We start from the raw sequence: 24,534 nt of genomic DNA on the forward strand, positions 1-24,534 counted from the left end.
CGTCAGTCGTCCGGTCGGCCGCGGAGGCGCTTGGTCTGGCCCCGGCGCTTCTTGGCGTCGAGCCGGCGGCGGACCGAGGCCTTGCTCGGCTTGGTCGGCCGCCGCGGCCGGGGCGGTGGCGCGATCGCCTCCCGCAGCAGCACGGCCAGGCGCTCCCGGGCGGCCTCCCGGTTGCGCCACTGCGACTTGTACTCCGACGCCGCGATGGTCACCACGCCCCCGACCAGCCGCGACTCCAGCCGCTCGAGCGCCCGGGTCTTCAGTACGTCGCTCAACGCCGTCGTACCGGCCACGTCGAAGCTCAGCTCGACCCGGCTGTCCGTGGTGTTGACGGACTGCCCACCCGGCCCGCCGGACCGCGAGAACCGCCACTCCAGCTCGGCCTCGGGAATCACAACCCCGCCTCGGACCGTCAACCCGTTCTCCACGGACCCCATTGTCCAGTCCGAGGAGTGAAACGCGCGGTTGAATCGTAAACACACCGCCGTACTGTGGATTGTTGTGAGCTTGGGTATCTGGGTGCTGGTCGGCGCGGTAGGCGCCGGTGTGCTGCTCAGTGCGCTCAAAACGTGGGTTGACGGACGGTTCCGGGGGAAGGTCGAGGACGTGGAGCGGGTGTCGGCGGCCGAGGTCGGTGGCGAGCTCGGCGAGCGGGCCACCTTGCTGCAGTTCTCGTCGGCGTTCTGTGCGCCGTGCCGGGCGACGCGGCGAACGCTGGCCGAGGTCGAGGGCATGGTCGAGGGAGTGCGGCACGTCGAGCTCGACGCGGAGTCGCATCTGGAGCTGGTCCGGCGGCTCGACATCCTGCGGACCCCGACGACGCTGGTGCTCGACAGCACCGGAGCGGTCGTCAAGCGGGCCAGTGGCGCGCCGCGCAAGCCTGACGTGATCGCCGCGCTGGCCACCGCGATCGAGCGCCAGCCCAACTGAGTCCGTCCGCAGACTGCAATTGATTGACAGATACCTGTAACTGAATGGCGGATGCCCTCGGACTTAGGCGATGCTATGGCGGTGAGCTTCCCAGCCGGTTGGTACGACGACCCCCAGGACCCGACCCAGCAGCGCTACTGGGACGGTGAGGCTTGGACGGACCAGCACCGTGCCCAGGAGGGCCCGCCGCCGTTCCAGGGCCAGTTCGGCCAGCCCGCGGCCACCGGCCAACCGCAGTACGGCCAGCCCGCGCAGCACGGTCAGGTGTACGGCGGCGGCCAGCAAGCGCCGGCGCAGTACGGCGCGCGGCCGCAACAGACCGGTCAAGCGCCGTACGGGCAACCGCAACCTGGGCAGCCCCAATACGGCCAGCCGCAGTACGGGCAGGGTTTTCAGCAGCAGGGCTACGGCTACCCCGGGCGGCGGGTAGCCGCGACGCCGGACGGGCAGCCGCTGTCGGGCTGGTGGCGCCGGGTGTTCGCCTTCATCATCGACTCGATCATCGTCGGGATCATCGGCCTGCCGCTGACCGGCTACTTCTACTACCAGTACTCCCAGGTGATCTGGAAGTACTTCGAAGACACGCTGAATGCAGCGGAGGCCGGCACCCCGACGACCAGCACCGCGCTGCCGCCCGAGGCGTACAAGTGGATCATCCCGGCGGTGCTGCTCGGGCTCCTGGTGTCGTTCGTCTACCAGTACCTGTTCCTGACCAAGAAGGGCGCCACGCCCGGCAAGAGGGCGCTCGGAATCGGCGTCCGGCTCCGGGACGTGCCGGGCAATCCGCCCGGATCCGCCGTGGCGAAGCGGTACGGCTTCATCATCGGACTCAGCCTGCTGGCCACGATCCCGCTGGTCGGGACGTTGTTCAGCTTTCTTGCTCTGATCAACTACCTCTGGCCGCTCTGGGACGACAAGAAGCAGGCGCTGCACGACAAGGTCGCCCACACGAACGTGGTCCGGACCTGATTGTCCGCAATCTGATCAATTGTCTCATTCAGTGGGACCACGGCTGGCTAGTCCGCCCGGTTTCCGTACTCTCGATGCGTGGCGTACACGACATGGCTGACCAAGCGCAGGGCAGTGGACAACTGCCGGATGCGCTCGTCGCTGTGTCGTCGCCGCTGACCAGGCGGCGTCCCGAGCGCTGCGAGACCGGTCGCTGAGCACGGTTTCGCGTACGTCGCCTCCCGCAGACCCGGGCGGGTCCGGCTCGAATCTTCTCTCCTCCGGGAGTCGTCATGTCCGAACAGACGGCGAAGCAAAGCCTCCAGGTCGATCCGCGGGGACTCCGGTTCGCGGCCGGTGTGACCACGGTCGTCCTGGCGTTGACGCTCGTACTGAACAGCCCCTGGCCGCTCGCGGTGCAAGCCGTGGTGTTCGCGATCTCGGTCGCGTTCGGCGTCCAGGCGTCGCCGTACGGGCTGTTGTTCAAGCGGCTGATCCGCCCCCGGCTGGGTCCCCCCAAGGAGCTGGAGGACGCGGCCCCGCCGCGGTTCGCCCAGCTGGTCGGCCTCGTCTTCGCGGTCGCCGGTCTGATCGGGTACCTGACCGGCGCGACCGTGCTGGGCGTGGTCGCCACCGGATTCGCCCTGGTGGCGGCGTTCGTGAACGCCACCGTCGGGCTCTGCCTCGGCTGCGAGGCCTATCTGCTGATCCACCGCATTCGTACGCCAACCCGTGACACCAGCACCGCTACCAACTGAGAGGCAGCACACATGAGCAGGGAATCCGCGCTCGTCTCGGCCGACTGGGTCGAGGAGCACAAGACCGACGCCGGGGTCGTCCTGATCGAGGTCGACGAAGACGTCTCGGCGTACGACGCCGGCCACATCGCCGGCGCGATCAAGATCGATTGGCAGGACGATCTGCAGGACCCGGTCCGGCGGGACTTCGTCAACAAGCAGCAGTTCGAGGCGCTGCTGTCCGACCGCGGGGTGAAGACCGACGACACGGTCGTGCTGTACGGCGGCAACAACAACTGGTTCGCGGCGTACGCGTACTGGTACTTCAAGCTCTACGGCCACGGCGACGTCCGCCTGCTCGACGGCGGCCGCAAGCGCTGGGAGCTGGACAGCCGTGAGCTGACCGACGAGGTGGTCAAGCGCGAGGCCACCGAGTACTCCGCGCAGCCGCAGAACCTGGAGATCCGCGCCTTCCGCGACGAGGTCAAGGACGCCATCGGCGTGAAGAACCTGGTCGACGTGCGCAGCCCCGACGAGTACGCCGGCCGGCTGCTCGCCCCGGCCCACCTGCCGCAGGAGCAGGCGCAGCGCGCGGGTCACATCCCGACCGCGGCCAGCATCCCGTGGAGCAAGGCGGCCAACGACGACGGCACGTTCCGCTCCGACGACGAGCTGAAGACGCTGTACGCCGACGCCGGCGTGGACTTCGGCAAGGACACCATCGCGTACTGCCGGATCGGCGAGCGCTCGGCGCACACCTGGTTCGTGCTGCACGAGATCCTCGGCCAGCCGAACGTGAAGAACTACGACGGATCCTGGACCGAGTGGGGTTCGCTGGTCGGCGTACCCGTAGCACTCGGCGACGAGCCCGGGGAGGCCTGACATGTGCGGAGCGAAGAAGGGCGGCCTCGACCTCAAGGGTGTCGACGTCGACAAGGAAGCAGTGATCCAGGGCCAGGTGCTGCGCGGCGAGGAGCCGGTCGGCGGCGCGTACGTGCGGTTGCTCGACGCAACGGGTGAGTTCACCGCCGAAGTGCCGACGTCGGCGACCGGGCACTTCCGGTTCTTCGCGGCGCCGGGCAGCTGGACGCTGCGCACGCTGGCGCCGAAGGCGGACCCGGTCGACCGCCAGGTGGTCGCGCAGTACGGCGAGGTCGCGGAAGTGGCCGTCACCGTCTGACCTGTCGTTCGTTACTGATGGTGCCACCACCACCCGAAGGTGGCCCACCCTGAAGGTAGCCCCGAAGGGCCCGGACCTTGCGCGTCCGGGCCCTTCGGCATGTCCGGAAACGCCTGCGGGACTGGGGTTTGCGTCATCGCTTCGGAGTTACGGGTCATCGGTCGAATCTTGCGGAACGAGCACAGATGTAACGGTTTGGTCTCGGAGCGCACTCCGCTCGTCACCTACCGCAACCGGCTGAGTTGTGTCTGTGTCCTGACCCGCACTTCGGGTCACGTCATCACTCAGGGAGGAGGGGTCAATGCGACCCCGCATCGGATACAAGAAGCTCGCTGCCGTCGGTGTTGCGGCGGTTGTCGGCGTGGCTTCTACGATCGCGCTGACTTCGGGTTCTGCGTCCGCCTCGCCGGTTTTCGGATACAGCGGCTACTCGTACGGGACCGACGTTGAATCCGGGCTGGCGAACAGCGGCCCGCAGGTCGTCAGCAAGTTCGGTTGCACCACGGACCCGACCAAGGCCGACAAGAACGACATCGCCACGGCGAACGTGAACAACCAGGCGATCGCGCGCAGCGTGCGCACCGACACGCACGCGTTCAACGACAAGAGCGGTACCGGCGTGACCAGCAACGCCACCGCGGTCGACATCAAGGTCGGCAACCTGCTGACGCTGACGGGTGTGCAGACCACCACCACGGCGCGGTACTACAAGGGCAAGCTGTCCTACACGGGCAACACCACGTTCGCCGGTGTGAAGATCGGCGCCGTTTCGGTGCCGTCGCTGCTCGCGCCGAAGTGGAACACCAAGGTCGCCGTACCGGGCCTCGGCTACATCGTGCTGAACCGTGTCGGTGGCGTGAAGACCAGCTCCGGCATCTACTCGTACGCGCAGGCCGTCGTGATCCACGCGAACGTGAAGAACCAGTACGTCCCGGAGGGCGTCGACGTCGCGGTGCTGAAGACCCGCGCGGAGATCTCCAAGCCGGCCACCGCGCTGGTGATCGGTGACGCGTACGGCACCAAGGCCAACGCCGACAAGCTGGTCGTGTCCGGTCCGACGTCGCTTCAGACCACCTGCCAGGGTACTGAGGGCAAGACGGTCAAGGTCGCGGTCGGCGAGGTGAACATCCCGAAGGTCGCCTACGTCGGTGGGGTCTACACCACCAAGAACGGCGCCATCGGCGAGAACAAGTCCTACATCAACTTCACCTCGCACGTCGCGGGTGTGAAGGTGGGCAACCTGTCCATCGGCGCCATCGAGTCCTCCGCCTCCGCGTGGAAGACCAAGGACGGCAAGGGTGGCGTGAGCTCGTCCTCGAGCATCGCCTCGATCAAGGTCGGCAACAAGACCTACCCGGTCAAGACCGGTGTGAACCAGACCCTGGACATCCCGGGTGTCGCCCGGCTGACCTTCAACCAGGTCCTGAAGCAGTACCGCTACATCTCGGTGAACGCTCTGGTGATCGACGTCTACAGCCTGAACACCAAGGTCATCGTCGGCCACTCGGCCGCCGGCGTCGTCAGCTGATCCAGCTCGACACCCCTCTGAGTCGAACCTCACCGACCCAGAACCAAACACCGGCCCCCGGATCCGATGGATCCGGGGGCCGGTTCGTTGTGGTCAGGCGTCGAGGATGAGGGTTACTGGGCCGTCGTTGGTCAGGGAGACGTCCATGTGGGCTCCGAAGCGGCCTCGTTCCACCTTGGCGCCGAGGGACTCGAGGGCGGTGCAGAAGGCGTTGTAGAGGGGTTCGGAGACGGGGCCGGGGGCGGCGGCGTTCCAGGACGGGCGGCGGCCTTTGCGGGTGTCGGCGTACAGGGTGAACTGGCTGATGGCGAGGATCGGGGCCTGTTCGTCGGCGGCGGAGCGTTCGTCGTGGAGGATGCGGAGGGTCCAGATCTTCGCGGCCAGGGCGGCGGCTTTCTCTGGGGTGTCGTCGTGGGTGACGCCGAGGAGAACCAGCAGGCCGGGGCCGTCGATCGCGCCGACCACCTCGCCCTCGACGCTGACCGATGCCTGGCTGACTCGCTGTACGACGGCTCTCATAGTCACATCTTGCCGTGCCGGAGATCGTCCGGTGATCGAACCCCTTCACCGGCAAATATCTCGTTGCGGGCAGACATCTGGCAGGATTCGTTCATGGCGTCGACTCTGATCACAGTTGCTCCCACCGGTGCGGAGACCGCGAAGGCGGACTGCCCGGCGCTGCCGACCACGCTCGACGAGCTGGTCGAGACCGCGAAGCGGTGCGAGGCCGCGGGGGCGGCGATGATCCACATCCACATCCGCGACGGCGAGCACAAGCCGACGCTGGACCTCGGCCGGCTGACCGAGACGGTCGCCGCGATCCGGGCGAACACGGCGCTGATCGTGCAGCTGTCCACCGGCGGCGCAGTCACCGATCCGTACGACCACCGGCTCCGCGTGCTCGACGCCGTACCCGACTCCTGTTCGCTGACCATGGGCACGGTCAACTTCGGCGACGACGTGTTCATGAACCCGTGGCCGTTCGTCACCGAGCTCTACCAGCTGACGCAGGAGCGCGAGGTGGTGCCGGAGTTCGAGCTGTTCGACCTCGGGCATGTGGCCGCGCTGCACCGGTTGCTGGACAAGTTCGGCCTGCCGTACGGCGGACGCGTGCACTGCGACCTGGTGATGGGCGTGCCGGGCGGCATGCCTGGTACGGCGGACACCCTGGTGGCAGCCGTCAACGCGCTCCCCGCCGCGGTGACCTCGTGGTCGGCGACGGGCATCGGCCGCACGGCGCTCCCGGTCGCTCTGGCCGCGTTGTCGAAGGGCGGGAACCTCCGCGTCGGCATGGAGGACACGCTCACGCTGGCGAAGGGTCAGCCGGTGAACCACAATGCCGAGCTGGTCGAGCGGGCCGCCGCACTCGCCACGCTGGCTCAGCGCCCGCCGATGTCGCCGGACGAGTCCCGCGACCTGCTGAATGTGAAGCGGGACCGGTGAACCAGGAACACCACCGCACCGGCTGCCACAATCGTTGCCTCAAGCAATAACCAGTCGCGGAGGTAGTCCCGCGGGAGCACGGTCGGGTTGACGCCTTTGCCCTGCCGCAGGAGCAGTGGGATCGCGATCAGCGTGGTGAGACCGACGTACAACAAGGTGGTCCGCACGGCGCCAATGGTTCGATGCCGATCAGGCCCGGTGGACCACCGAGTGACGAGCCAGCCGACGGTCAGTGTCAGCGGCACCAGGAAGAAGTCATCGGCGACGACCGCACCACCCAGCCAGATCGGCAACCGAATCAGCTCGGCCGGCTCCACCGCATCAACCAGCAACCACAGGCCCCAGAGTCCGAATCCGACGCCTGTGGCTGCGAGTGCGGCACGTGCCTTCATGAGATGACCTCCAGGTGGTGGACCCATTTGGTTTGGAGGACGCCGGGGCGGTTGGGGGCGATGATGCGAGCGGGGAAGCCGTGGTCGAGGGAGAGTTCGGCGCCGTTCAGGCGGAGGGCCAGGAGAGTGAGCGGGTCGTCGGCGAACTCAGCTGGTAGCTCGCTGGTGGCGTAGAAGCCGCCCTTCTCCATCGAGACGACGCGGACCCGGGAGCCCGGCGGTGCGCCACTGAGGCGGAGCAGGTCGCGGATCCGGATGCCTTCCCACCTTGCGCCCTGGCTCCAGCCCTCGACGCACGCGATCGGCAGGTCGGCGCGGCTTTGCGGGAACTGCTGCAGCTCGTCGAGCGTGTACGACAGTTGCCGTGGGCCCGCGATCGTGAAGCGCCAGTCCGCGTCGATCCCGGCGACGCCTGCGTCCTTCGCCGTACGGTTGATGGGCAGACCTTGTGGGCCGACGTTCGGTTTGCGTGGCGCCAGTACGGCGATCGGGCCCAGGGCCGGGACGGACTGACCGACCGAGGTGATGCCGACGAGGGTGGCGGCGCCGGCGACGGTGCGGAACAGGCCGCGGCGGGTCAGGCCGGTGATTGCTGGGGGCAAGGAGTCCGCGATCGGGGCGCGGTCGGCCGGCGTACGGCGCCAGTGCGTGAGGATGAGCGGGAGTTTGACGGCGAGGTGGACGAGCAATGCGCCGACGATGATCCAGGCGAGCGCGTAGTGGGTCTGCTTGAACGGAAACGGCCACGGATACCACTGCAGGGTGTTGAGGAAGCCGGTGAACAGTTCGAGTGCCATCGTGGAGACGAGGACGAGGATCGAGCCGCGTTCGAGCGCGGTGGTGAGGGCCTTGCGGCTCGGCGGCCAAGGCAGCTTGGCGAACAGCTTGGGATAGACGGTCCACAACTTTGCCAGCAGCAACGGGATGACGACGGTACCGCTGAGCACGTGCAGGCCCTGGGTGACGCGATAGAGGGACGCCGGCCGGCTCGGGATGTGCAGCCAGGCGGGAGAGTCCTGCTGGAAATGGCTGAACAGGCCGGTCAGGAAGCAGATCGCCACCGCGAGCCCGAGCCAGCGGCCGATCACCGTCGCCGTGCGCGGATGGTGCAGCGCGGACGGGAAGGACTTCTCGGTCGGAGGGGCCGGGAGCTTCATGGTTCCACTACAACCCAGTTCGGCCCGTCGGTACGGCGCTCTGCGCTTACTGCTCGCGAACGACGTACTTAAGGACGGGAGGTGCTGACACAAGGCTGGTCGGCGGCGGGCGCTCCCAGGCGGTGGGTCCCCGGGGGGGCGACCCGTCCCTAGGTACGCGAAAGGCGAGGGATCCGTTGTCCACAAGTGCGCGTCATTCGGGAGGTGGTGGTACCGGCGGAGGCTTAGGCTGGGCGGACTGAGGAGAGGAGTGTGGCGGGGTGAAGACGCAGCAGCGGTCGTCGAGCGATGACGAGCGCGCCATGGCGGATCTGGCCGAGGTCTCCGACTGGAGATCGATCTGGGGACCGCAGGGCACCGGCGTGGACGCGATCCGCGCGCTGGTCTCCCGCGTCACCGCCGCCACTGGCTGGCGCCCGTGGGCCCCAGGCAACATCGACCCCGACCGCTACACCTGGGGGCTGGTCACCCCGCGCGAGACCGTGATGCTCGTGCTGCCGGACGCCGTACTGCCGGAGAGCCCGCGCAGTGGCTGGTCGGCGTACGAGATCGGACCGGCCGAGTTGCCTGATGCCGAGGAAGGGCTGGACGCGCACTGGCCCGCCCAGCTCCAGTTGGCTCGCCAGCACTGGGGCGCACCGGTCTTCGTCGGGCCGGGGTCGGATGCGCGCATTCCCCCGGAGTGGCGGGGCCGCCGACGCCACCTGGCCGTCTGGCTGAAGCCGGGCGCCGAGTTTCACTTGTACGCGACCCAACCCGGGCCGGAGGACACCGCGGCCGGCTTTGCCTACTCCGTCTATGCAAGTGAGGTGGCGTGATGGCGATTCACGATGACCCGGCGCATGAGGTCGTGCAGTCGGTGGTCGCCGAGATCCAGCGTCTGTACACGCGGCTGCGTCAGCTCTACAACTCCCTCCAACGGATGGGGGCGAACAGGGAGCGGCGGGCCGCGATGGAGCAGCTCCTGAACCGGCAGAGGTTCGATCGGGATTTCGACGAGCAGGTGCGGGGGATGGACCCGGCCGAACGGACGGCCATGCTGGAGCAGCAGGTCGAGGAGCAACGCCGGCTCCGCGACGAGCTCCAGCAGCAGGTCGATGCGGCCGAAGCGGATCTGCGAGAGGCGCAGCAGGAGCAGGACACCGAGCAGCGGCTCACCGACCCCAACGACAACGGCATCCCGGAGGCCCAGGAGTTCGCCGGCGCCGGCGACCGCGACGGGCGGCTCGACAGCGAAGTGGCCGAGGTGGACGACGCCGATGAACGGGCAGAGCAGGCGGAGACGGATGACGCCCGCCGGGATCAGCAGCGCGAGGACGCTGAGGCCGAGACACGACGGGAAGAGCGGGCGAGGGCGGACCAGCGCGAGGCTGCTGATCCCGGCGTCGATGCCGGTGTGGTGGAAGGCGCTGCCGCTGGTGCGGCGCTGGGCGCGGCCGAAGAAGCCGAGCGGGCCGAGGATGCTGAGGGGCAGGGTGCGCCAGAGGTTGACCAGGATGCACCGGAGGTTGAGCGAGGGCCGGAGCTTGGTGACGACGGTGTGGTTCGGGCGGCTGGTGAAGAGCCTGGGCGGGGTCTGGATGGGGGTGCGCCGGAGGTTGATCAGGATGCGCCGGAGGTTGAGCGGGGGCCGGAGCTTGGTGACGACGGTGTGATCCGGGCGGCCGGTGAAGAGTCACCAGAGCGGCAGGATCGGGATCTGGATTCGCTGGAAGGCGGGCAGCCTGGGGAGCAGGAGCCTGAGCAAAGGCAGCAGCAAGGTCTAGAGGCTGAGCAGGGGCAGGGGCAAGGTCTGAGGGCTGAGCAGGGGCAGGAGCAAGGCGATGCCGGGGCGCAGCCGGCGTTGCCTACGGCCCAGGATCGGGCGGATGCCAACCTTGCTGCGCAGCAGAACGGGGCGAATGCCGAGCGGGTTGGCCAGGATGCCCAGCCGGCCGTGGACCAGAGCGCGCAGTTCGGACAGAACGGCCAGGACGGACAGCAAGCAGGTCAGAACGGGCAACAGGTAGGGCAGAACGGGCTGCAGGCAGGCCAGGACGGGCAGCCGGCGGGGCAGGACGGGCAGCAGGTCAGGCAGAATGCTGCCGACCGAGATCGGCCGGTAAACCAGGTGCTGGCCGAGACCCGGGCTCAGAATCAGCAGCCCGGTCAGCGGCAGGGAACGGGCAAGCGCACGATGTCCCAGGACGAGATGGCCAAGAACCACTCGGTGTACACCGACGGAAACCCGCCCGCGGCGGGTGCCGCCAGTCCGCCCGACCCGACTCAGCTTGCAGGCAATGGTCGCGGTGGACGGACTCCTGGCGAACTGCACAAGCAGACCGCCGGCCGCAGCGGCCCGAGCAACGACGGCCCCGCTGTTGGCGGCTGATCACTGACAGCGCCTGCGGGCACGACCCCGCCCGGGTACCCACAACACGACAACCCCGGGCGGGAAGGGGCTGTCAGTACACGATGGCCTGGGCGTTGTCGGTAAGGATCTCTTCGGTGAAGGCAGGGGCGCCGGCGACCCGCGTACCGGGCAACAGATCGGTGTCCGTGAGCTCGCGGCGTTTGGCGCATTGGGTGCAGACCGTGAGGCGTCCACCCTCGAGCACCGCGGCCAGCAGATCGGCGAGCGGTGCCGCGTGGGGTAGATCGAAGGACTCCGCTCGGCCGGGGACGGCGAACCAGACGGCTTCGCCGGTGAGCCAGAGGGAGACGTCGGCGCCGGCGGCGATCGCGGTGGCGGCGACGGTGAAGGCCTGGTTGGCGCGCTCGGGTTCCTCGGCGCCTGCGGTCAGCTTGATCACCAGCGTGCGGGACATCACGCCACGGTAGCCGAAGCCTCGGCAGGCGCATCCCCTAGACTGGCCGACGTGCTGCACGTCATCTTCACCACGCTGCTGATCCTGGTCTGTGTATTCATGGCCTGGTTCTCGGCGTTTGTCGTCTACCGGCTGTACCGCGGCCGCAACGCGAGCTGAGGGACCGATGGCGTTCGAGATCCCGCAGGACCTGCACCCCGACCTGGTGCCGCTGGCCTGGCTGCTGGGCCGCTGGGAAGGTCGCGGGCACGGCGACTACCCGACGATCGAGAAGTTCGAGTTCGGCCAGCAGATCGACTTCAGCCACAACGGCAAGCCCTACCTGCACTACGTCAGCCAGACCTACGTGGTCGGCGAGGACGGCACCAAGGAGCGCCCGCTGGCCGTCGAGACCGGCTTCTGGCGTCCGAAGCCGGACAACAAGGTCGAGGTCATCCTGGCCCACCCGACCGGCATCGCGGAGATCTGGTACGGCGAGATCGACGGCGCCAAGATCGAGCTGCGAACCGATGTCGTCGCTCGCACCGTGACCGCCAAGGAGGTCACCGCCGGCCACCGCCTGTACGGCCTGGTCAACGGCGAGCTCCTGTGGGCCTACGACATGGCCGCCGAGGGCCAGGCCCTCCAGCCCCACCTGTGGGCAACCCTCGTCCGCACCTGATCCGTTACGTCCGAAGAAGCGTGCGCCATACGCCACAGTTCTTCGGACGTTAGCTCTCCGCGACCCAGGAGTACTCGACTTTGGGGCGGCCGCTGCGGCCGTCGTAGCGCTGGGTGCGGAGGGCCTGTCCCTGGTCGGCGAGGTGCTCGAGGTAGCGGCGCGCGGTGATGCGGGACGTGCCCAGCGACGCCGCGACCTCCTCCGCGGTCCAGCCCTCGCGGTTCCCGAGCAGCTGGACGACGCGGTCGAGCACTGATCCGGCCAGCCCCTTCGGCACCGACGAGACGGTTGCTGGATGCAACAACCGGTCGACCTCGTCCTGATCCGCGACCACTTCACCCAGCGAGGCCGTCCGCCGTTGCCGCGCGTACGCCGTCAACCGGTCCCGCAACGTCTCGAAGGCAAAGGGTTTCAGGACGTACTGCACCACGCCGATCCGCGCCGCCGCCTGCACCGCTGCCACCTCCCGCGCCGACGTCACCGCGACCACATCGGTTTGGTTGCCCAAGGCCCGCATCCGGCGAACCACGTCCAGCCCGTGCCCGTCCGGCAGGTGCATGTCGAGCAGCACCAGATCCACGTCACCACGGGCGAGCACCTGCAGCGCGCGAGCCGCCGTACCCGCGACACCGAGACATGTGAAGCCCGGCAGGCGTTCGACGTATATGCGATGCGCCTCGGCGGCGACCGGGTCGTCCTCGACGACCAGCACCCGCAGCTCAGGCACTGGCGCTCACCGCCCGCGGCAGCCGGACCCGGACGGTCAGCGCCGGTACGTCGTCGAGCTCGGAATCCGGGTCGACCATCAGCGTGCCCTGCCACCGCTCGACCGTGCTCCGCACCAGCACGAGACCGAGGCCGTGCCCCGGCTCGGCCTTCGTCGACCAGCCGCGCTCGAACATGTGCGCCAGCTCCACCGCGCCCAGCTCGGCACCGGTGTTCGTGACGATCAGGTCGATCGCATCCGGCGTCGTACCGGCGCGCAGCTCGACCCGGCGCGGAGCCGGTCCGCCGCGCGCGGCCTCGATCGCGTTGTCGAGCAGGTTGCCTACGACGGTCACGACATCTTGAGCCGGGAGCCGCGTGTTCAACGCCTCGGAACCAAGCTCCAGCGTCAGTACGACGCCACGCTCCTGAGCCTGCGACAGCTTCGCGAGCAGCAGGGACGCCAGCACCGGATCGCCGACCGTCCCGACCACCCGGTCCGTCATCGCCTGCGCGAACTGCAACTCGGACACCGCGAACTCACGAGCGCGTTCCGGCTTGCCGATCTCGATCAGGCTGACGACCGTGTGCAAACGATTCGACGCCTCGTGATTCTGCGCCTCCAGCGACTCGGCCAGACTGCGTACGGCGTCCAGTTCGCCGAGCAACCGCTGCAGTTGGGTGTGGTCCCGCAGTGTCACGATCCGTCCGGACCGGGCCGGCTGCTGGTTCACCACCAGGACCCCGTGCGCCCCGAGGTGCAGTTCGTCGTACGCCGTTCTCCCGCCCTGGAGCAACTCCGCAAGAGTCGACCCGAGGTGCAGCTCGTCGATCGGCGTCCCCGGGGTCACCTCGAGCAGGCCGAGGAGTTGCAGCGCCTCGTCGTTGGCGAGCTGGACGCGACCGTCCGCGTCCAAAAGGATCAGGCCCTCCCGGGCCGCGTGCAGGACGCCTTCGTAGAAGTCGAGCATCCGGGCCAGTGACTGCGTGCCCATGCCGCGCGTGGCCCGCCGGACCCGCCAGGAGACGAGGGCGTTGCCGGCGATCGCGACGCCGAGCATCAGACTGGCGATGCCGAGCATCGAGCGGACATCGAGCCGGATCAGCTCCCACCAGCCCGGCGCGGCGATGCCCGCGGCCGCGGCATCCCGCGCGGCCTGGGCCCGCGACCGGCTGATCAGCGTGATCCAGGCCATCGCGATCAGGACGGTGACCGTGACCGTCTGCAGCCAGAGCACCTGGCGGCGCAGTTCCCACGGCCGGTGTTTCACAACGGACAGTGTGCACTGAGAACGATATGAACGAAATGAGCAGTTCCCCTGTGCGTCACGTCACAGTTACTCCAGACCAGCCCGCCCGGCCGATCCAGGGAGTCCCCACATGTCGAGCCCGCCCGAACCCCGACCGACGCCGGTCCGCAACGACCGGACCCATTTCCTTTACATCGCCGTCATCGTCGCCGTCCTGCTCGGCATCGGTGTCGGATTCCTGTTCCCGGACTTCGCGGTCGAGCTGAAACCGCTCGGCACCGGGTTCGTGAACCTGATCAAGATGCTGATCAGCCCGATCATCTTCTGCACGCTGGTACTCGGTATCGGCTCGGTCCGCCAGGCCGCCAGCGTCGGCAAGGTCGGCGGTCTCGCGCTCGTCTACTTCCTGGTGATGTCGACGGTCGCGCTCGCCATCGGCCTGGTGGTCGGCAACCTCGTCCAGCCCGGTTCCGGTCTGAACCTGACCGACAAGCTCCGCGAGACCGGCCAGAAGCAGGCCGCCGGGGCGCATGAGGGTACGACGGACTTCCTCCTCGGCATCATCCCGAAGTCGATGCTGTCCGCGCTGACCGAGGGCGAAGTGCTGCAGACCGTTTTCGTCGCGCTGCTGATCGGCTTCGCGCTGCAGTCGATGGGCAACAAGGGCCAGCCGATCCTGGACGCCATCGGGTACATCCAGCGGCTGGTGTTCAAGGTGCTGTCGATGATCATGTGGGCTGCACCGATCGGCGCGTTCGGCGCGATCGCGGCCGTCGTCGGCGCCACCGGAACGGACGCGCTGGTCAGCCTCGGCAAGATCATGCTCGCCTTCTACGCCACCTGTCTGCTGTTCGTGATCGTCGTACTCGGCACGCTGCTCCGCGTGGTCACCGGAATCTCGATCTTCCAGTTGCTGCGCTACCTCGGCCGCGAGTTCCTGCTGATCGTGTCCACCTCGTCGTCGGAGACCGCCCTGCCCCGGCTGATCGGGAAGATGGAACACCTCGGTGTGGACAAGTCGGTGGTCGGTATCACCGTCCCGACCGGCTATTCGTTCAACCTGGACGGTACGGCGATCTACCTGACCATGGCGTCGCTGTTCATCGCTGAGGCGATGGACCAGCCGTTCTCCATCGGCCAGCAGATCTCCCTGCTGCTGTTCATGATCGTCGCCTCGAAGGGCGCTGCCGGAGTCACCGGCGCCGGCCTGGCCACGCTGGCCGGAGGTCTGCAGTCGCACCGCCCGGATCTGGTCGACGGCGTCGGCCTGATCGTCGGCATCGACCGGTTCATGTCCGAGGCCCGGGCGCTGACGAACTTCGCCGGCAACGCGGTCGCCACCGTCCTGGTCGGGCACTGGGTCGGGGAGTTCGACAAGGACCAGGCCCGGCAGGTCTTCGCCGGCGAGGACCCGTTCGACGAGGCCGCCTTCGCCGCCGGCGACCCCCACGCCGGCGACGTACCGGCCGCAACAGCCCAGGTCACGTCCGACCGCTGAGCCACCTTCCCACCCCTCCCAGCACTGCCCGCCGGGCCACAGACCGGCGGGCAGTGCTATGGCCATTTCAGGGGTCAACCGGCTCTTCTGCTTCATGTGTGGGTGATGTGACGGACGGTAGGTCATCGGTGAGACCACCGACCAGACAGCTTTGCCGGGCACGCGGTGAGTTTGTGAGAAGGAACAGGTGATGGCGCTCGCGACCGGGCACGCCCTCGCGTCGGTGGTCCGGCAGTTCGGCACCTCGCCCAGGCGGTAGGCGGCCCGCTTACGCATTTGGTGGGTTGACGTCCCATGTGGTGGGTTGCCGTACCGAATTCCGGGGCGCCAACCCACCATCTCGGACGTCAACCCACCAAATGGGGGTCGCTCAGCACCATGCCCGCGCCGACACCGAGCGCCGGGCGGGGACGGTGCCGGTGGGCTGGGACAGGTCGTGGTGGGTTGGGGCGCTGCGTTGTGGCCGGTGGGTTAGGACGGGTCGTGGTGGGTTGGGACAAGGAATTGCCTGTCTCAGCCCACCAGGACCTGTCCCAGGTCACCAGAGGTGGACCGATCGGCGGAGAACACGCCCGCCGAAACCGCCCGACCTGACTGACGGTGGTGGTGGCGCGAGGGTGCGGGTGGTGGACGGGTCAGCGGCCGGTGAGCATCTCGACCACAGGAGCGAGGTCCTCGAGGTAGGTCGAGTTGACGCTGATGTACGTCGTACCGAACTCGTCCCGCCGCCGTTGCAGCTCGTCGGCCATCTGTTGCGGCGTACCGCGCAGCATCATCAGCGAGTCGCTCGCCTCCAGCTCCTCGGGTTCGACGCCGGCCGCCCGCTTCGTCCACGGCGGCAGCTCGCGCGTCCCGGCCGCGAACAGGTTCATCGCCAGCTCGATCTCGTCCGCCCGCGATCCGGCCAGCTCACGCAGGTCCCGGACCAGCTGAGTGATCTCGGCCCGTGGTGTCATCGCGTCCTTCGCCAGCGAGACGATGTCGGCCCGTGACGCGGCCAGTGCGAGCGCCCGTGGTCCGCCGGCCGCGAGCATGATCGGCGTACGGCGCTCGCCGTCGAGCCGCACCAGGTGGTCGAGAGTCTCGCGGACCTGGTCACGTCGTTCCTTGGCCGAGCCGAAGCGCAGACCGATCTCTTCGACCTGCTGCTCGACCGCCGGCCGCCCAGTCCCGATGCCGAACTCGAACCGCCCGTCGGTCAGGACGGTCAGCGTGTGCGCCTCCCAGGCGGCCGCACGCGGTGTCCGGAGCGGTGCCGCTGCCACGAACGTGCCGACCCGGATATCCGCGACCGCGGCGGCCATCGCCAGCGAGGGGAACGGCGACGGCAGTTGGAGCCCGTCGGGCATCAGTACGGTCGAATATCCGAGGTCCGCCGCTCGGCGGACGGTCTTGATCCAGTCGTCGCCGGTCGTCGGGCTGCCCACCACACCGAACCGGAATCGCCGGTCACTCATCGCCTTGCTCCCTTCAAGTTCTGATACCTCAAGCGTGGCCGCGACCCGGGGTTGTCCACATCCCACCCCGGGAGGCGATCGCCGTACGCCGCTCGACGTACTCTGGTGACATGTCACGAAACCGCAGCCCACTGCTGGCCCGGCCTGGCGCGGTCGAGGCCACCGGACTCGACGCCGGCGTCGCCGCCCACTACGGGTCGGATCTGCGCGAGCAGCGGGCACTGGTCGCTGGTGAGGCGTTCGTCGACCTGTCGCACCGCGACGTGGTCACGATCACCGGCCCCGACCGGCTGACCTGGCTGCACGCGCTGACCACGCAGTACTTCGAGGGCCTCAAGCCCGGCACGTCGACGACCGCGCTGCTGCTGTCACCGACCGGCCACATCGAGCACGTGATGTACGGCGTCGACGACGGCGAGACGTTCTGGCTGCACACCGAGCCGGGCGCGGCCGCGGCGATGGTCGACTGGCTGCAGAAGATGGTGTTCATGTCCCGGGTGGAGATCGCGGACGTGACCGACGACTATGCGATCGTCTGGCGGCCCGGACCGGCTTCGGCCAACGAGCATCTGACCCGCAGTGGTGCGGATTCGCTCGGCGGCCACGAGGTGTTCCTGCCGCGCGCGGAGCTGGCCGGACTCGAGGGGCCGGCGGCCGGGATCTGGGCGTACGAGGCGCTCCGGATCGAGGCCGGCAACCCGCGGTTCGGCCTCGACACCGACGAGCGCGCCATCCCGAACGAGGTGGGCTGGCTCGGCGTCGGCGTACACCTGAACAAGGGCTGCTATCGCGGTCAGGAGACGGTCGCGCGGGTGCACAACCTCGGCCGTCCGCCGCGGCGCCTGGTGCGGCTGCATCTGGACGGCTCGGTCGACCACCTGCCCGCGCACGGGTACGTCGTATGCGCGGGGGAGAAGCAGGTCGGGTTCGTGGGGTCGGCGGCCCGGCATCACGAGCTGGGCCCGATCGCACTGGCGATGGTGAAGCGGAACGTGGACCCGGACGCCGTCCTGGAGGTCGTGGCCGAGGATCAGCCGACCGTGACCGCGACGCAGGAGATCCTGGTCGACCCCGAGGCAGGACTGCACGTGCGCGCCCGGCTGTGAGCCGGATCATTCGCAACACCGCGTTTTGCACCTGTACAGTTCAGCCGTGACCGAACCTGTGATCCTGGCCGACGTCGTCCGCAGCGACTTCGTGGAGGGCCATCATCGTGGCTCCGTCGTGGTGACGAACCCCGACGGCAGTGTGGCCTGGTCGGCCGGCATCGTCGACCAGCCGATGTTCCCCCGCTCGTCGAACAAGCCGATGCAGGCGCTCGGCATGCTCCGCAACGGCCTGGACCTGGACGGCGAGCTGCTCGCGCTCGCGGGCGCGTCGCACTCCGGCGAGCAGTTCCACCTGGACGGCGTACGCCGGATCCTCGCGAAGGCCGGTCTGGACGAGTCGGCGTTGCGGACGCCGGTGCAGTACCCGCTGGACGACGCGGCCCGGGACGCCTGGGTACGCGCGGGCCACGGCCCCGAGCCGATCACGATGAACTGCTCGGGCAAGCACGCCGCGATGATCCTGACCTGTCACGTCAACGACTGGCCGCTGGACGACTACCGCTCGCCGGATCACCCACTGCAGAAGGAGATCCGGACCGCGATCGAGGACTCTGCCGGCGAGAAGGCCTCGTACATCGCCGTCGACGGCTGCGGTGCGCCGATCTTCGCCCTCACGCTGTCCGGCCTGGCCCGCTCCTTCGGCCTGTTCGCCGCCGCGGCCCCGGAGACCCTGGAGGCTCGCGTCGTCAATGCCTTCCGCGCACACCCCGAGTTTGCCAGCGGGAGTACGCGCGACGAGGCCGAGCTGATGCACGCCGTCGACGGCCTGTTCTGCAAGGCCGGCGCCGAAGGTGTGTACGCCGTCGGCCTCGCGGACGGCCGTGGCATCGCCCTGAAACTCGAGGACGGCCAGGCCCGCGCCCGCAAGGTTGTCATGGCCGCGACCCTGCAGCGCCTCGGCATCACCAACGACACCATCGAGCGCCACCTCCACTTCCCCCTCCTCGGCGGCGGCGTCCAGGTCGGCGCCGTCCAGCCGCATCCTTCGGCTTTCAGCTAGTTGACGGCCCGCGTGAGCGGGCTCACGGTGGCTCTGCTTGCAATTGCAAGCAGGTTGCTAGCACAATGGACGCATGGCCAAGTTGAGTGATCGTGCGGCTGGGGCAGTGGGCTCCCTCGGGGAGTACCTCGCCGAGCAGCGGCGGCATGCGCAGTTGTCGTTGCGGCAGCTGTCGGACCTGGCCGGTGTGTCGAACCCGTATCTGAGCCAGATCGAGCGCGGCCTGCGGAAACCGTCGGCCGATGTGCTGCAGCAGCTCGCGAAGGCGTTGCGGATCTCCGCGGAGACCCTGTACATACGGGCCGGCATCCTCGATCCGGACGACAGCTCGGACGGCCGACGGGCCGCGGGCGTGGTCGACGCCGTCCTGCTCGACCCCGCGCTGAACGAGCGGCAGAAGCGTGTCCTGCTGGACGTCTACGCGTCGTTCGTCCGTGAGAACACGTCCCCTGATGAGCCCGACGAGCCGGCTCCTGCCAGACCGGCTGCGAAGACCACGGCCAAGAAGACCCCTGCAAGCAAGCGCACCACCAAGTAACTGTTTCCTGCTGAAAATCCGAGGAGAAGCCTGATGGCTACCCGTACGCCTGTCACCCCGTTCTACGCGATCGCCGGCGCCGGCGACCTCGCGGTGGAGAAGTTCCGCGCGGTCAGCGAGGACGTCACCGCCCGGTTCGCCAAGCTGGACCAGAAGACCCTGCAGACCGAGCTGACCAAGGCTCAGACCGAGTTCGCCAAGCGCTTCGAGACCCTCGTCGCCGATGCGCGGACCGCCCCGGCCAAGCTGCGTGAGCTGCCGGCCGTCGCGCAGCACGGTTTCACCACCGTGCTCGGCCAGGCCGAGGAGACTTACGAGGACCTGGCCGGCCGCGGCAAGGACCTGGTCGAGCGGATCCGCAGCCAGAAGGCCACCGAGGAATTCGTCACCCAGGCCAAGACCACGGTGAGCAAGGCCAAGGCGACCCGGACCACGGCCAAGAAGACCGCCGACAGCGCGACCCGCAACGTCAAGGCGACCGCGACCAGCGCCCGCAAGACCGCGAAGACCGCGTCCAAGGCCGCCACCGACGCCGCCGCCAAGCTCGGCGACTGACGGTAACGATCAGCCCACCTGTGGGTGAATCCTCCGGCCGGGTGGCCCCGATCTGCGACCGAGCAGAGGTGGGCCACCCGGTCTTTCGGTTAGGCTCGTAGGCATGCTCCCACTCGCTACGTTCCCGAACCTCTTTCCCGGGTTCGCAGGTCCGCTCGAGATCATCTGGTGGGTGCTGCTCGGCCTCAAGCTGGTCGCTCTGATCGACGCCGCCTTCCGGCCACGGGCGGTGTTCGTCGCCGCGGACAAGCTCACCAAGCCCGGGTGGATGCTGATCCTGATCGTGTTCACGCTCAGTCAGATCTTCCAGGGCTGGCTCAGCTTCTTCGGCCTGATCGGCATCGTCGCGTCCGCCGTCTACCTGGTCGACGCCCGCCCGGCCCTGCGTGCCGCCGCCGGCCGCGGCCGAGGCGGCTGGGGCATCCGCCGCCGCCGCGGCCCACGTCCCCTCTGACCCACCCCGCCGTACGACGTTCCAGGACCCAGCACTCGTACTGCGTTCCTGCCGTGCGGCTTCGGCCAAAGGCTAGCGGCCAGCGTGCAGTGCCCCGGCCGCGCCAGTCGTTGGGGGGTAGGACAGGAACTGGTGGGGCATCACCTGCTATTTCCTGTCAAAGCCCCCGAGTGGGGGTACGAGCCCCCGAAAAGTGCGACGGCGCAGCAACCTCCCTACCCCCGGCGACCTGGGACGGCGCTCGTCGTAGGGGCCGACCGTCGTCCGGGGCTCGTCTAACAGGCGACCGTCGTACGGCGTTCGTCCTACGGGCGTTCGTCGTACGGCGGCTCACGAGCGGTAGACGATCACCTTGTCGCCGACCTTGATCTCGCTGAACAGGACCTTGATCTTGCCCAGGTCCCGGACGTTCACGCAGCCGTGCGAGGCGCCGTTGTAGCCACGGGCCGCGAAGTCGGACGAGTAGTGCACCGCCTGGCCGCCGCTGAAGAACATCGCGAACGGCATCGCCGAGTCGTACAGCTTGGAGACGTGGTTCCGGCTCTTCCAGCCGACCGTGAAGCTGCCCTCGCGGGTCGCCGTCTTCACTGCCCCGAACCGCACGTCCAGCTGCATCTTCACCACACCGTCGACGACGTACCGCAGCTTGCGGGTCGACTTGTCGATGCACATCACCGCGCCGGTTGCGCAGCGCGGGTCGAGCTTCTTGCCGCTCACCACCGGCGCCGGCGGGAAGAGCTCGGTCTGCGTCGGCTCGTGAGTGACCGCGGCCAGCTTGGTCAAGGTGTTCTGATCGATGTATCCGAGCTGGGGAATGCCCTTGGACTGCTGGAACTTCTTCACCGCGGACCGGGTCATCGTCCCGAACTCGTCGTCCTGGTAGCGCTTCTCCAGCAGCTTGAGCTGCACCAGCCGCGCCTCGACCTTGCGCACGTTGGTCCCGGTGGAGCCGTTCTTCCACAGCGCCTTCGGGTAGATCGGTAGCTCACCGCTGACCTCGAACGGCACCGTCTTGAGGTCGTTCGGGGTCGCCGTCGCACTCGTTCCGGAACTGAGGAGGGCAGCAAAGATGGCGCCCGTGACCAGTCCGGTCAGTACGTTGCGAATGATCGGCCCACGCATCGGACACCCCTCTGATCGACCCGTCCCTACACTTGTGGGACGTCCTCACCGGTCTTTCGGTTGGCTCAGCGTACCGGAGGAACTCCGTATGGAGATCGTTCTCAGCACCAACGACATCACCACGATGCCGGCCGATGCGATCGTGAACGCGGCCCATCACGCCCTGCGCGGCGGGGGTGGCGTGGACGGCGCGATCCATCGCGCGGGTGGCCCGGAGATCCTCGCGGAGCTGATCGAGCGGTACCCGAGCGGCACCCCGACCGGTACGGCGGTCTGGACCACAGCCGGCTCGCTGCCCGCGTCGTACGTGATCCACGTGGTCGGGCCGAACTACACCGCGGGCCAACGGGATCCGGCGCTGCTCGAGTCCTGCTACCGCAACGCCCTGCGGATCGCGGACGAGCTCGACGTGAAGACGCTCACCCTGCCGGCGGTGTCGGCCGGGATCTACGGCTGGCCGGCCGGGTCCGCCGCGGACATCGCCGTACAGACGCTGCGCCGGACGGCGACCGGCGTCGCCACCGCGACCTTCTGTCTGGTGGAACCGCGGCTCTACAAGGCCTTCCAGAACGCGACAGCGGCCGGGGAGTGACTCCCCGGCCGCTGCTGAGCGCTTGCTGATCAGCCGCTGTAGACGACGACCTTGTCGCCGACCTTGATGCGGGCGAAGATCCAGGCGATCTTCGCCTTGTCCCGGATGTTCACGCAGCCGTGCGAGGCGCCGTTGTAGCCACGGGCCTTGAAGTCCGAGGAGTAGTGCACCGCCTGGCCGCCGCTGAAGAACATCGCGTACGGCATCTTCGAGTGGTACAGGGACGACACGTGGTTCTTCGACTTGCGGTAGACCTTGAAGACGCCGTTGCGGGTCGGCGTCTTGCGGGCGCCGAAGCGGGCGTCCGCGACCTGGACCGCCTTGCCGTTCACGACGTACACCAGTTTCCGGGTCTTCTTGTTGATGCAGAGCACCCGGCCCTTCGTCAGACAACGCTTGTCCAGGCGGTACTTGCCCACCACCGCGCTGGACGACGCCGCCGTGGCCGCCTTCTGCGGCGCGACCACGACCTGGGGCGCAACCTTCGGTGCGACCGTGACGGCATCGGCCGTCGTGGTGGCGGAAAGTGCGCCGACGCCCACGAACGCGGCGGCCGTCAGAGTAGCGCCGAGCTTACGCAGAATGCCCATGTTTCCTTGTCCTTCCCCCAACAGAGTTGCTTGCACAAAGACAGACGTCATCGACTGACGTCTGGTTGGTAACGATCCGGAACTTCCTCACCCGCGACCGCCGTAGCCCCCGCGACCGGCCGAAGAATTATTTATCACACCGATGTAGTTCAGGTCGCACTCCGCGAGTGACCGTTTCCACTTCGTGCCCTAGGAACCCTCCAGGACGCTTGAAGTATGGAACAACAGCCACTCCCGCCCCAGGAGTTACTGACCCGCCAGCGCTCGCAGCCGACGCAGCACTTCCGGTTCACCGAGGGCCTGGGCCGTCGCGTGCAGGTCCGGGCTGCGGGTCGCACCGGTGATCGCGACGCGTACGAGCTGGGATGCCTCGCGGATCGAGCCGGCATACGCGTCCGGGTCCTTCTTGTACTCCTTGGCGTTCGCTGCGAACCCGTGCTTCGCGGCGAGGGAGCGGATCTGGTCGAACCACTCCTGCGGATCGTCGCGATGCTCGTAGCCGGCTACCAGGTCCTGGGCGAACGCCGTGACGACCTCCGGCGCGACCCCGAGCGGGACGAGCCGCTCGTCGGCCGGACCGTCGACGGGGACGAACAACTCCGGGAAGAAGAAGCCGTACGCCGACCGGAAGTCGGACCACTTACGCAGATCCTTGCGCGGATTCTCGACGCCGTCCCGCTCGACCGCGAGCGCCCGCAGTGCGAGGTCGGTCCGACCGTCGAGCACGGGGACAAGCTCCGCGTCGTACTCCGTCGCCCACCTGCGGACCGCGGCGAGGATCTGCTGCCCGGTCAAGGTCGCGATGTGGTCGGCGCTGATGTCCTCGAGCTTCACCAGGTCGACGAGCGGCCCGGCGACACCGGCCTGGCTCAGATCGATGGGCGTCGACAACGCTTCTGCCAGAGGCATTTCCGCGAGCCGGCCGTTGGCGAGTCCACGCAGGTAGTAGAGCACCGCGTCCGCCGGGTAGCCCGCGCCGATATAGAAGTCGACACCGGCCTCGGGGTCCTTCCGCTTCGACAGCTTCCGTTTCCCGCCCGGGATCTGCTTCATCAGCGGCGCGATGTGCGCGTACGTGATCGGCTCGAACTCGAGCGCCGCGAAGAGCTGCTGATGCAGCGGTACCGAGGAGATCCACTCGTCGCCACGGATCACCAGGTTGACCCGCATCAGGTGGTCGTCGACCGCGTGCGCGAAGTGGTACGTCGGTAGTCGCGGCGACTGGTCCGATGACTTCAGGATCACCGCGTCGTTCCGATTCGCCTCGTGCTCGAGCCGCCCACGAATCGCGTCGACGAAGCTGGTCCGCTGCCCGTCGGCGTCGTCCGGGGTGCGGAACCGGACGACGTACGGCGCCCCCTCGGCCAACTTGGCCCCAACATCAGCCGGGTCGGCGTCCCGCCAGATCGCCCAGCTGCCGTAGTACCCCGTCGGGACCTTCGTGGCCTGCTGTTGCGAGGTGATGTCGGCAAGCTCGTCCTTGGTCGCGAAGCACAGGTAGGCGTTGCCCTGCCGCAACAGGTGCCGGACGTAGGTCAGGTAGATCCGCTCACGGTGCGACTGCACATAAGGCCCGTACGTCCCGTGGTCGACGTCTTCGTCCGAGCTGATGCCGAAGTACTCGAAGGCCCGCGCGAACTGATCCAGCGCCCCTTCGACCTCCCGCGACTGATCGGTGTCCTCGACCCGAACCAGGTACACCCCGCCGGAGTTGGAGGCGATGTCCCGATCGATCGTCGCGACGTAGATCCCGCCGATATGCACGAAACCTGTCGGCGAGGGCCCGAACCGGGTGACCTTCGCCCCCTCCGCAAGCCCTCGCTCCGGAAACTCCTGCTCCCAGACCTCCACCTCGGGAAGATCCGCCGGAAACAGCCCATC

Annotated in this window: 28 protein-coding genes; 17 read left to right on the top strand and 11 right to left on the bottom strand. The window is 68.2% G+C overall.

Features of this window, described 5'->3' with window-relative positions; genetic code table 11:
• Window positions 1-2: 2 nt before the first annotated feature.
• Entirely contained in the window at window positions 3-437 is a 435-nt protein-coding gene (gene arfB, locus OG555_RS17880; RefSeq protein WP_329484033.1) for an alternative ribosome rescue aminoacyl-tRNA hydrolase ArfB, read from the bottom strand.
• 64 nt (window positions 438-501) lie between these two features.
• Here arfB and OG555_RS17885 point away from each other — a divergent pair, with 64 nt between their 5' ends.
• The 6 genes from OG555_RS17885 (at window position 502) to OG555_RS17910 (ending at window position 5,323) form a co-directional block, all read left to right on the top strand.
• On the top strand, window positions 502-930 hold the full coding sequence (locus OG555_RS17885) for a TlpA family protein disulfide reductase (RefSeq protein WP_329484034.1): 429 nt from the start codon (window positions 502-504) through the stop codon (window positions 928-930).
• Window positions 931-1,011: 81 nt separating this feature from the next.
• On the top strand, window positions 1,012-1,899 hold the full coding sequence (locus OG555_RS17890) for an RDD family protein (RefSeq protein WP_329484035.1): 888 nt from the start codon (window positions 1,012-1,014) through the stop codon (window positions 1,897-1,899).
• A gap of 272 nt (window positions 1,900-2,171) precedes the next feature.
• Window positions 2,172-2,636: a DUF4395 domain-containing protein gene (locus OG555_RS17895; protein ID WP_329484036.1), complete on the top strand. Its 465-nt coding sequence runs from the start codon at window positions 2,172-2,174 to the stop codon at window positions 2,634-2,636.
• Window positions 2,637-2,648: 12 nt separating this feature from the next.
• Complete coding sequence (locus tag OG555_RS17900; protein ID WP_329484037.1) at window positions 2,649-3,497, top strand: sulfurtransferase; 849 nt, start codon at window positions 2,649-2,651, stop codon at window positions 3,495-3,497.
• 1 nt (window position 3,498) lies between these two features.
• Window positions 3,499-3,795 (top strand): DUF1416 domain-containing protein, encoded by a 297-nt coding sequence (locus OG555_RS17905; protein ID WP_329484038.1) that lies wholly within the window; start codon window positions 3,499-3,501, stop codon window positions 3,793-3,795.
• A gap of 301 nt (window positions 3,796-4,096) precedes the next feature.
• Window positions 4,097-5,323 (top strand): choice-of-anchor P family protein, encoded by a 1,227-nt coding sequence (locus OG555_RS17910; RefSeq protein WP_329484039.1) that lies wholly within the window; start codon window positions 4,097-4,099, stop codon window positions 5,321-5,323.
• A gap of 93 nt (window positions 5,324-5,416) precedes the next feature.
• On the opposite strand, the gene dtd is transcribed toward OG555_RS17910, so the two are convergent.
• On the bottom strand, window positions 5,417-5,842 hold the full coding sequence (dtd, locus tag OG555_RS17915) for a D-aminoacyl-tRNA deacylase (RefSeq protein ID WP_329484040.1): 426 nt from the start codon (window positions 5,840-5,842) through the stop codon (window positions 5,417-5,419).
• Window positions 5,843-5,935: 93 nt separating this feature from the next.
• On the opposite strand from dtd, the gene OG555_RS17920 reads away from it, so the two are divergent.
• Window positions 5,936-6,766, top strand: coding sequence for a 3-keto-5-aminohexanoate cleavage protein (locus tag OG555_RS17920; RefSeq protein ID WP_329484041.1), 831 nt, complete (start codon window positions 5,936-5,938; stop codon window positions 6,764-6,766).
• On the opposite strand, the gene OG555_RS17925 is transcribed toward OG555_RS17920, so the two are convergent.
• On the bottom strand, window positions 6,703-7,158 hold the full coding sequence (locus OG555_RS17925; RefSeq protein WP_329484042.1) for a hypothetical protein: 456 nt from the start codon (window positions 7,156-7,158) through the stop codon (window positions 6,703-6,705). The genes OG555_RS17920 and OG555_RS17925 overlap by 64 nt on opposite strands.
• A complete protein-coding gene (locus OG555_RS17930) occupies window positions 7,155-8,315 on the bottom strand; it encodes a molybdopterin-dependent oxidoreductase (RefSeq protein ID WP_329484043.1) in 1,161 nt (386 codons plus the stop codon). The genes OG555_RS17925 and OG555_RS17930 overlap by 4 nt, the downstream gene beginning before the upstream one ends.
• 260 nt (window positions 8,316-8,575) lie before the next feature.
• On the opposite strand from OG555_RS17930, the gene OG555_RS17935 reads away from it, so the two are divergent.
• Complete coding sequence (locus OG555_RS17935; RefSeq protein WP_329484044.1) at window positions 8,576-9,133, top strand: hypothetical protein; 558 nt, start codon at window positions 8,576-8,578, stop codon at window positions 9,131-9,133.
• Window positions 9,133-10,686 carry a hypothetical protein gene (locus OG555_RS17940; RefSeq protein WP_329484045.1) on the top strand — a complete coding sequence of 518 codons (1,554 nt, stop codon included), beginning with the start codon at window positions 9,133-9,135 and terminating at the stop codon, window positions 10,684-10,686. Before OG555_RS17935 ends, OG555_RS17940 begins: the two co-directional genes overlap by 1 nt.
• A gap of 73 nt (window positions 10,687-10,759) precedes the next feature.
• Here OG555_RS17940 and OG555_RS17945 read toward each other — a convergent pair whose 3' ends face one another.
• On the bottom strand, window positions 10,760-11,122 hold the full coding sequence (locus OG555_RS17945; RefSeq protein WP_329484046.1) for a DsrE family protein: 363 nt from the start codon (window positions 11,120-11,122) through the stop codon (window positions 10,760-10,762).
• A 166-nt stretch (window positions 11,123-11,288) separates the two neighbouring features.
• On the opposite strand from OG555_RS17945, the gene OG555_RS17950 reads away from it, so the two are divergent.
• A complete protein-coding gene (locus OG555_RS17950) occupies window positions 11,289-11,783 on the top strand; it encodes an FABP family protein (protein WP_329484047.1) in 495 nt (164 codons plus the stop codon).
• A gap of 49 nt (window positions 11,784-11,832) precedes the next feature.
• Here OG555_RS17950 and OG555_RS17955 read toward each other — a convergent pair whose 3' ends face one another.
• Together OG555_RS17955 and OG555_RS17960 are read right to left on the bottom strand one after the other, a co-directional pair.
• Entirely contained in the window at window positions 11,833-12,510 is a 678-nt protein-coding gene (locus OG555_RS17955; protein WP_329484048.1) for a response regulator, read from the bottom strand.
• Window positions 12,503-13,759: a sensor histidine kinase gene (locus tag OG555_RS17960; protein WP_329484049.1), complete on the bottom strand. Its 1,257-nt coding sequence runs from the start codon at window positions 13,757-13,759 to the stop codon at window positions 12,503-12,505. The genes OG555_RS17955 and OG555_RS17960 overlap by 8 nt, the downstream gene beginning before the upstream one ends.
• Before the next feature lie 109 nt (window positions 13,760-13,868).
• Between OG555_RS17960 and OG555_RS17965 the strand changes: the two genes are divergently transcribed.
• Entirely contained in the window at window positions 13,869-15,236 is a 1,368-nt protein-coding gene (locus OG555_RS17965; RefSeq protein WP_329484050.1) for a cation:dicarboxylate symporter family transporter, read from the top strand.
• Between the two features lie 635 nt (window positions 15,237-15,871).
• Here OG555_RS17965 and OG555_RS17970 read toward each other — a convergent pair.
• Window positions 15,872-16,693 (bottom strand): LLM class flavin-dependent oxidoreductase, encoded by an 822-nt coding sequence (locus tag OG555_RS17970; RefSeq protein ID WP_329484051.1) that lies wholly within the window; start codon window positions 16,691-16,693, stop codon window positions 15,872-15,874.
• 110 nt (window positions 16,694-16,803) lie between these two features.
• On the opposite strand from OG555_RS17970, the gene ygfZ reads away from it, so the two are divergent.
• The 5 genes from ygfZ to OG555_RS17995 all read left to right on the top strand — a co-directional run bounded on the left by ygfZ (window position 16,804) and on the right by OG555_RS17995 (window position 20,349).
• Window positions 16,804-17,799, top strand: coding sequence for a CAF17-like 4Fe-4S cluster assembly/insertion protein YgfZ (ygfZ, locus tag OG555_RS17975; protein ID WP_329484052.1), 996 nt, complete (start codon window positions 16,804-16,806; stop codon window positions 17,797-17,799).
• Between the two features lie 46 nt (window positions 17,800-17,845).
• Complete coding sequence (locus OG555_RS17980; RefSeq protein ID WP_329484053.1) at window positions 17,846-18,802, top strand: asparaginase; 957 nt, start codon at window positions 17,846-17,848, stop codon at window positions 18,800-18,802.
• A gap of 73 nt (window positions 18,803-18,875) precedes the next feature.
• Window positions 18,876-19,340: a helix-turn-helix domain-containing protein gene (locus OG555_RS17985; protein WP_329484054.1), complete on the top strand. Its 465-nt coding sequence runs from the start codon at window positions 18,876-18,878 to the stop codon at window positions 19,338-19,340.
• Between the two features lie 33 nt (window positions 19,341-19,373).
• Window positions 19,374-19,895, top strand: a complete 522-nt coding sequence (locus tag OG555_RS17990) for a hypothetical protein (protein ID WP_329484055.1) — start codon at window positions 19,374-19,376, stop codon at window positions 19,893-19,895.
• Window positions 19,896-19,998: 103 nt separating this feature from the next.
• Complete coding sequence (locus OG555_RS17995; RefSeq protein ID WP_328524191.1) at window positions 19,999-20,349, top strand: DUF2516 family protein; 351 nt, start codon at window positions 19,999-20,001, stop codon at window positions 20,347-20,349.
• 330 nt (window positions 20,350-20,679) lie between these two features.
• Here the strand turns inward: OG555_RS17995 and OG555_RS18000 are convergent, their stop codons facing one another.
• Entirely contained in the window at window positions 20,680-21,471 is a 792-nt protein-coding gene (locus tag OG555_RS18000; RefSeq protein WP_329484056.1) for a L,D-transpeptidase family protein, read from the bottom strand.
• An 88-nt stretch (window positions 21,472-21,559) separates the two neighbouring features.
• Between OG555_RS18000 and OG555_RS18005 the strand changes: the two genes are divergently transcribed.
• Window positions 21,560-22,063 (top strand): macro domain-containing protein, encoded by a 504-nt coding sequence (locus OG555_RS18005; RefSeq protein WP_329484057.1) that lies wholly within the window; start codon window positions 21,560-21,562, stop codon window positions 22,061-22,063.
• Window positions 22,064-22,092: 29 nt separating this feature from the next.
• Here the strand turns inward: OG555_RS18005 and OG555_RS18010 are convergent, their stop codons facing one another.
• Complete coding sequence (locus OG555_RS18010) at window positions 22,093-22,653, bottom strand: L,D-transpeptidase (protein WP_329484058.1); 561 nt, start codon at window positions 22,651-22,653, stop codon at window positions 22,093-22,095.
• 246 nt (window positions 22,654-22,899) lie between these two features.
• A complete protein-coding gene (locus OG555_RS18015; protein WP_329484059.1) occupies window positions 22,900-24,504 on the bottom strand; it encodes a glutamate--tRNA ligase in 1,605 nt (534 codons plus the stop codon).
• Window positions 24,505-24,534: the final 30 nt, after the last annotated feature.

Source organism: Kribbella sp. NBC_01484 (assembly GCF_036227145.1).
GTDB lineage: Bacteria > Actinomycetota > Actinomycetes > Propionibacteriales > Kribbellaceae > Kribbella.

Coding starts and splice junctions, on each gene's coding strand:
- arfB (WP_329484033.1), bottom strand. CDS start 437: ATGGGGTCCGTGGAGAACGGGTTGACGGTCCGAGGCGGGGTTGTGATT.
- OG555_RS17895 (WP_329484036.1), top strand. CDS start 2,172: ATGTCCGAACAGACGGCGAAGCAAAGCCTCCAGGTCGATCCGCGGGGA.
- OG555_RS17900 (WP_329484037.1), top strand. CDS start 2,649: ATGAGCAGGGAATCCGCGCTCGTCTCGGCCGACTGGGTCGAGGAGCAC.
- OG555_RS17905 (WP_329484038.1), top strand. CDS start 3,499: ATGTGCGGAGCGAAGAAGGGCGGCCTCGACCTCAAGGGTGTCGACGTC.
- OG555_RS17910 (WP_329484039.1), top strand. CDS start 4,097: ATGCGACCCCGCATCGGATACAAGAAGCTCGCTGCCGTCGGTGTTGCG.
- dtd (WP_329484040.1), bottom strand. CDS start 5,842: ATGAGAGCCGTCGTACAGCGAGTCAGCCAGGCATCGGTCAGCGTCGAG.
- OG555_RS17920 (WP_329484041.1), top strand. CDS start 5,936: ATGGCGTCGACTCTGATCACAGTTGCTCCCACCGGTGCGGAGACCGCG.
- OG555_RS17925 (WP_329484042.1), bottom strand. CDS start 7,158: ATGAAGGCACGTGCCGCACTCGCAGCCACAGGCGTCGGATTCGGACTC.
- OG555_RS17930 (WP_329484043.1), bottom strand. CDS start 8,315: ATGAAGCTCCCGGCCCCTCCGACCGAGAAGTCCTTCCCGTCCGCGCTG.
- OG555_RS17940 (WP_329484045.1), top strand. CDS start 9,133: ATGGCGATTCACGATGACCCGGCGCATGAGGTCGTGCAGTCGGTGGTC.
- OG555_RS17945 (WP_329484046.1), bottom strand. CDS start 11,122: ATGTCCCGCACGCTGGTGATCAAGCTGACCGCAGGCGCCGAGGAACCC.
- OG555_RS17950 (WP_329484047.1), top strand. CDS start 11,289: ATGGCGTTCGAGATCCCGCAGGACCTGCACCCCGACCTGGTGCCGCTG.
- OG555_RS17965 (WP_329484050.1), top strand. CDS start 13,869: ATGTCGAGCCCGCCCGAACCCCGACCGACGCCGGTCCGCAACGACCGG.
- OG555_RS17970 (WP_329484051.1), bottom strand. CDS start 16,693: ATGAGTGACCGGCGATTCCGGTTCGGTGTGGTGGGCAGCCCGACGACC.
- ygfZ (WP_329484052.1), top strand. CDS start 16,804: ATGTCACGAAACCGCAGCCCACTGCTGGCCCGGCCTGGCGCGGTCGAG.
- OG555_RS17985 (WP_329484054.1), top strand. CDS start 18,876: ATGGCCAAGTTGAGTGATCGTGCGGCTGGGGCAGTGGGCTCCCTCGGG.
- OG555_RS17990 (WP_329484055.1), top strand. CDS start 19,374: ATGGCTACCCGTACGCCTGTCACCCCGTTCTACGCGATCGCCGGCGCC.
- OG555_RS17995 (WP_328524191.1), top strand. CDS start 19,999: ATGCTCCCACTCGCTACGTTCCCGAACCTCTTTCCCGGGTTCGCAGGT.
- OG555_RS18000 (WP_329484056.1), bottom strand. CDS start 21,471: ATGCGTGGGCCGATCATTCGCAACGTACTGACCGGACTGGTCACGGGC.
- OG555_RS18005 (WP_329484057.1), top strand. CDS start 21,560: ATGGAGATCGTTCTCAGCACCAACGACATCACCACGATGCCGGCCGAT.
- OG555_RS18010 (WP_329484058.1), bottom strand. CDS start 22,653: ATGGGCATTCTGCGTAAGCTCGGCGCTACTCTGACGGCCGCCGCGTTC.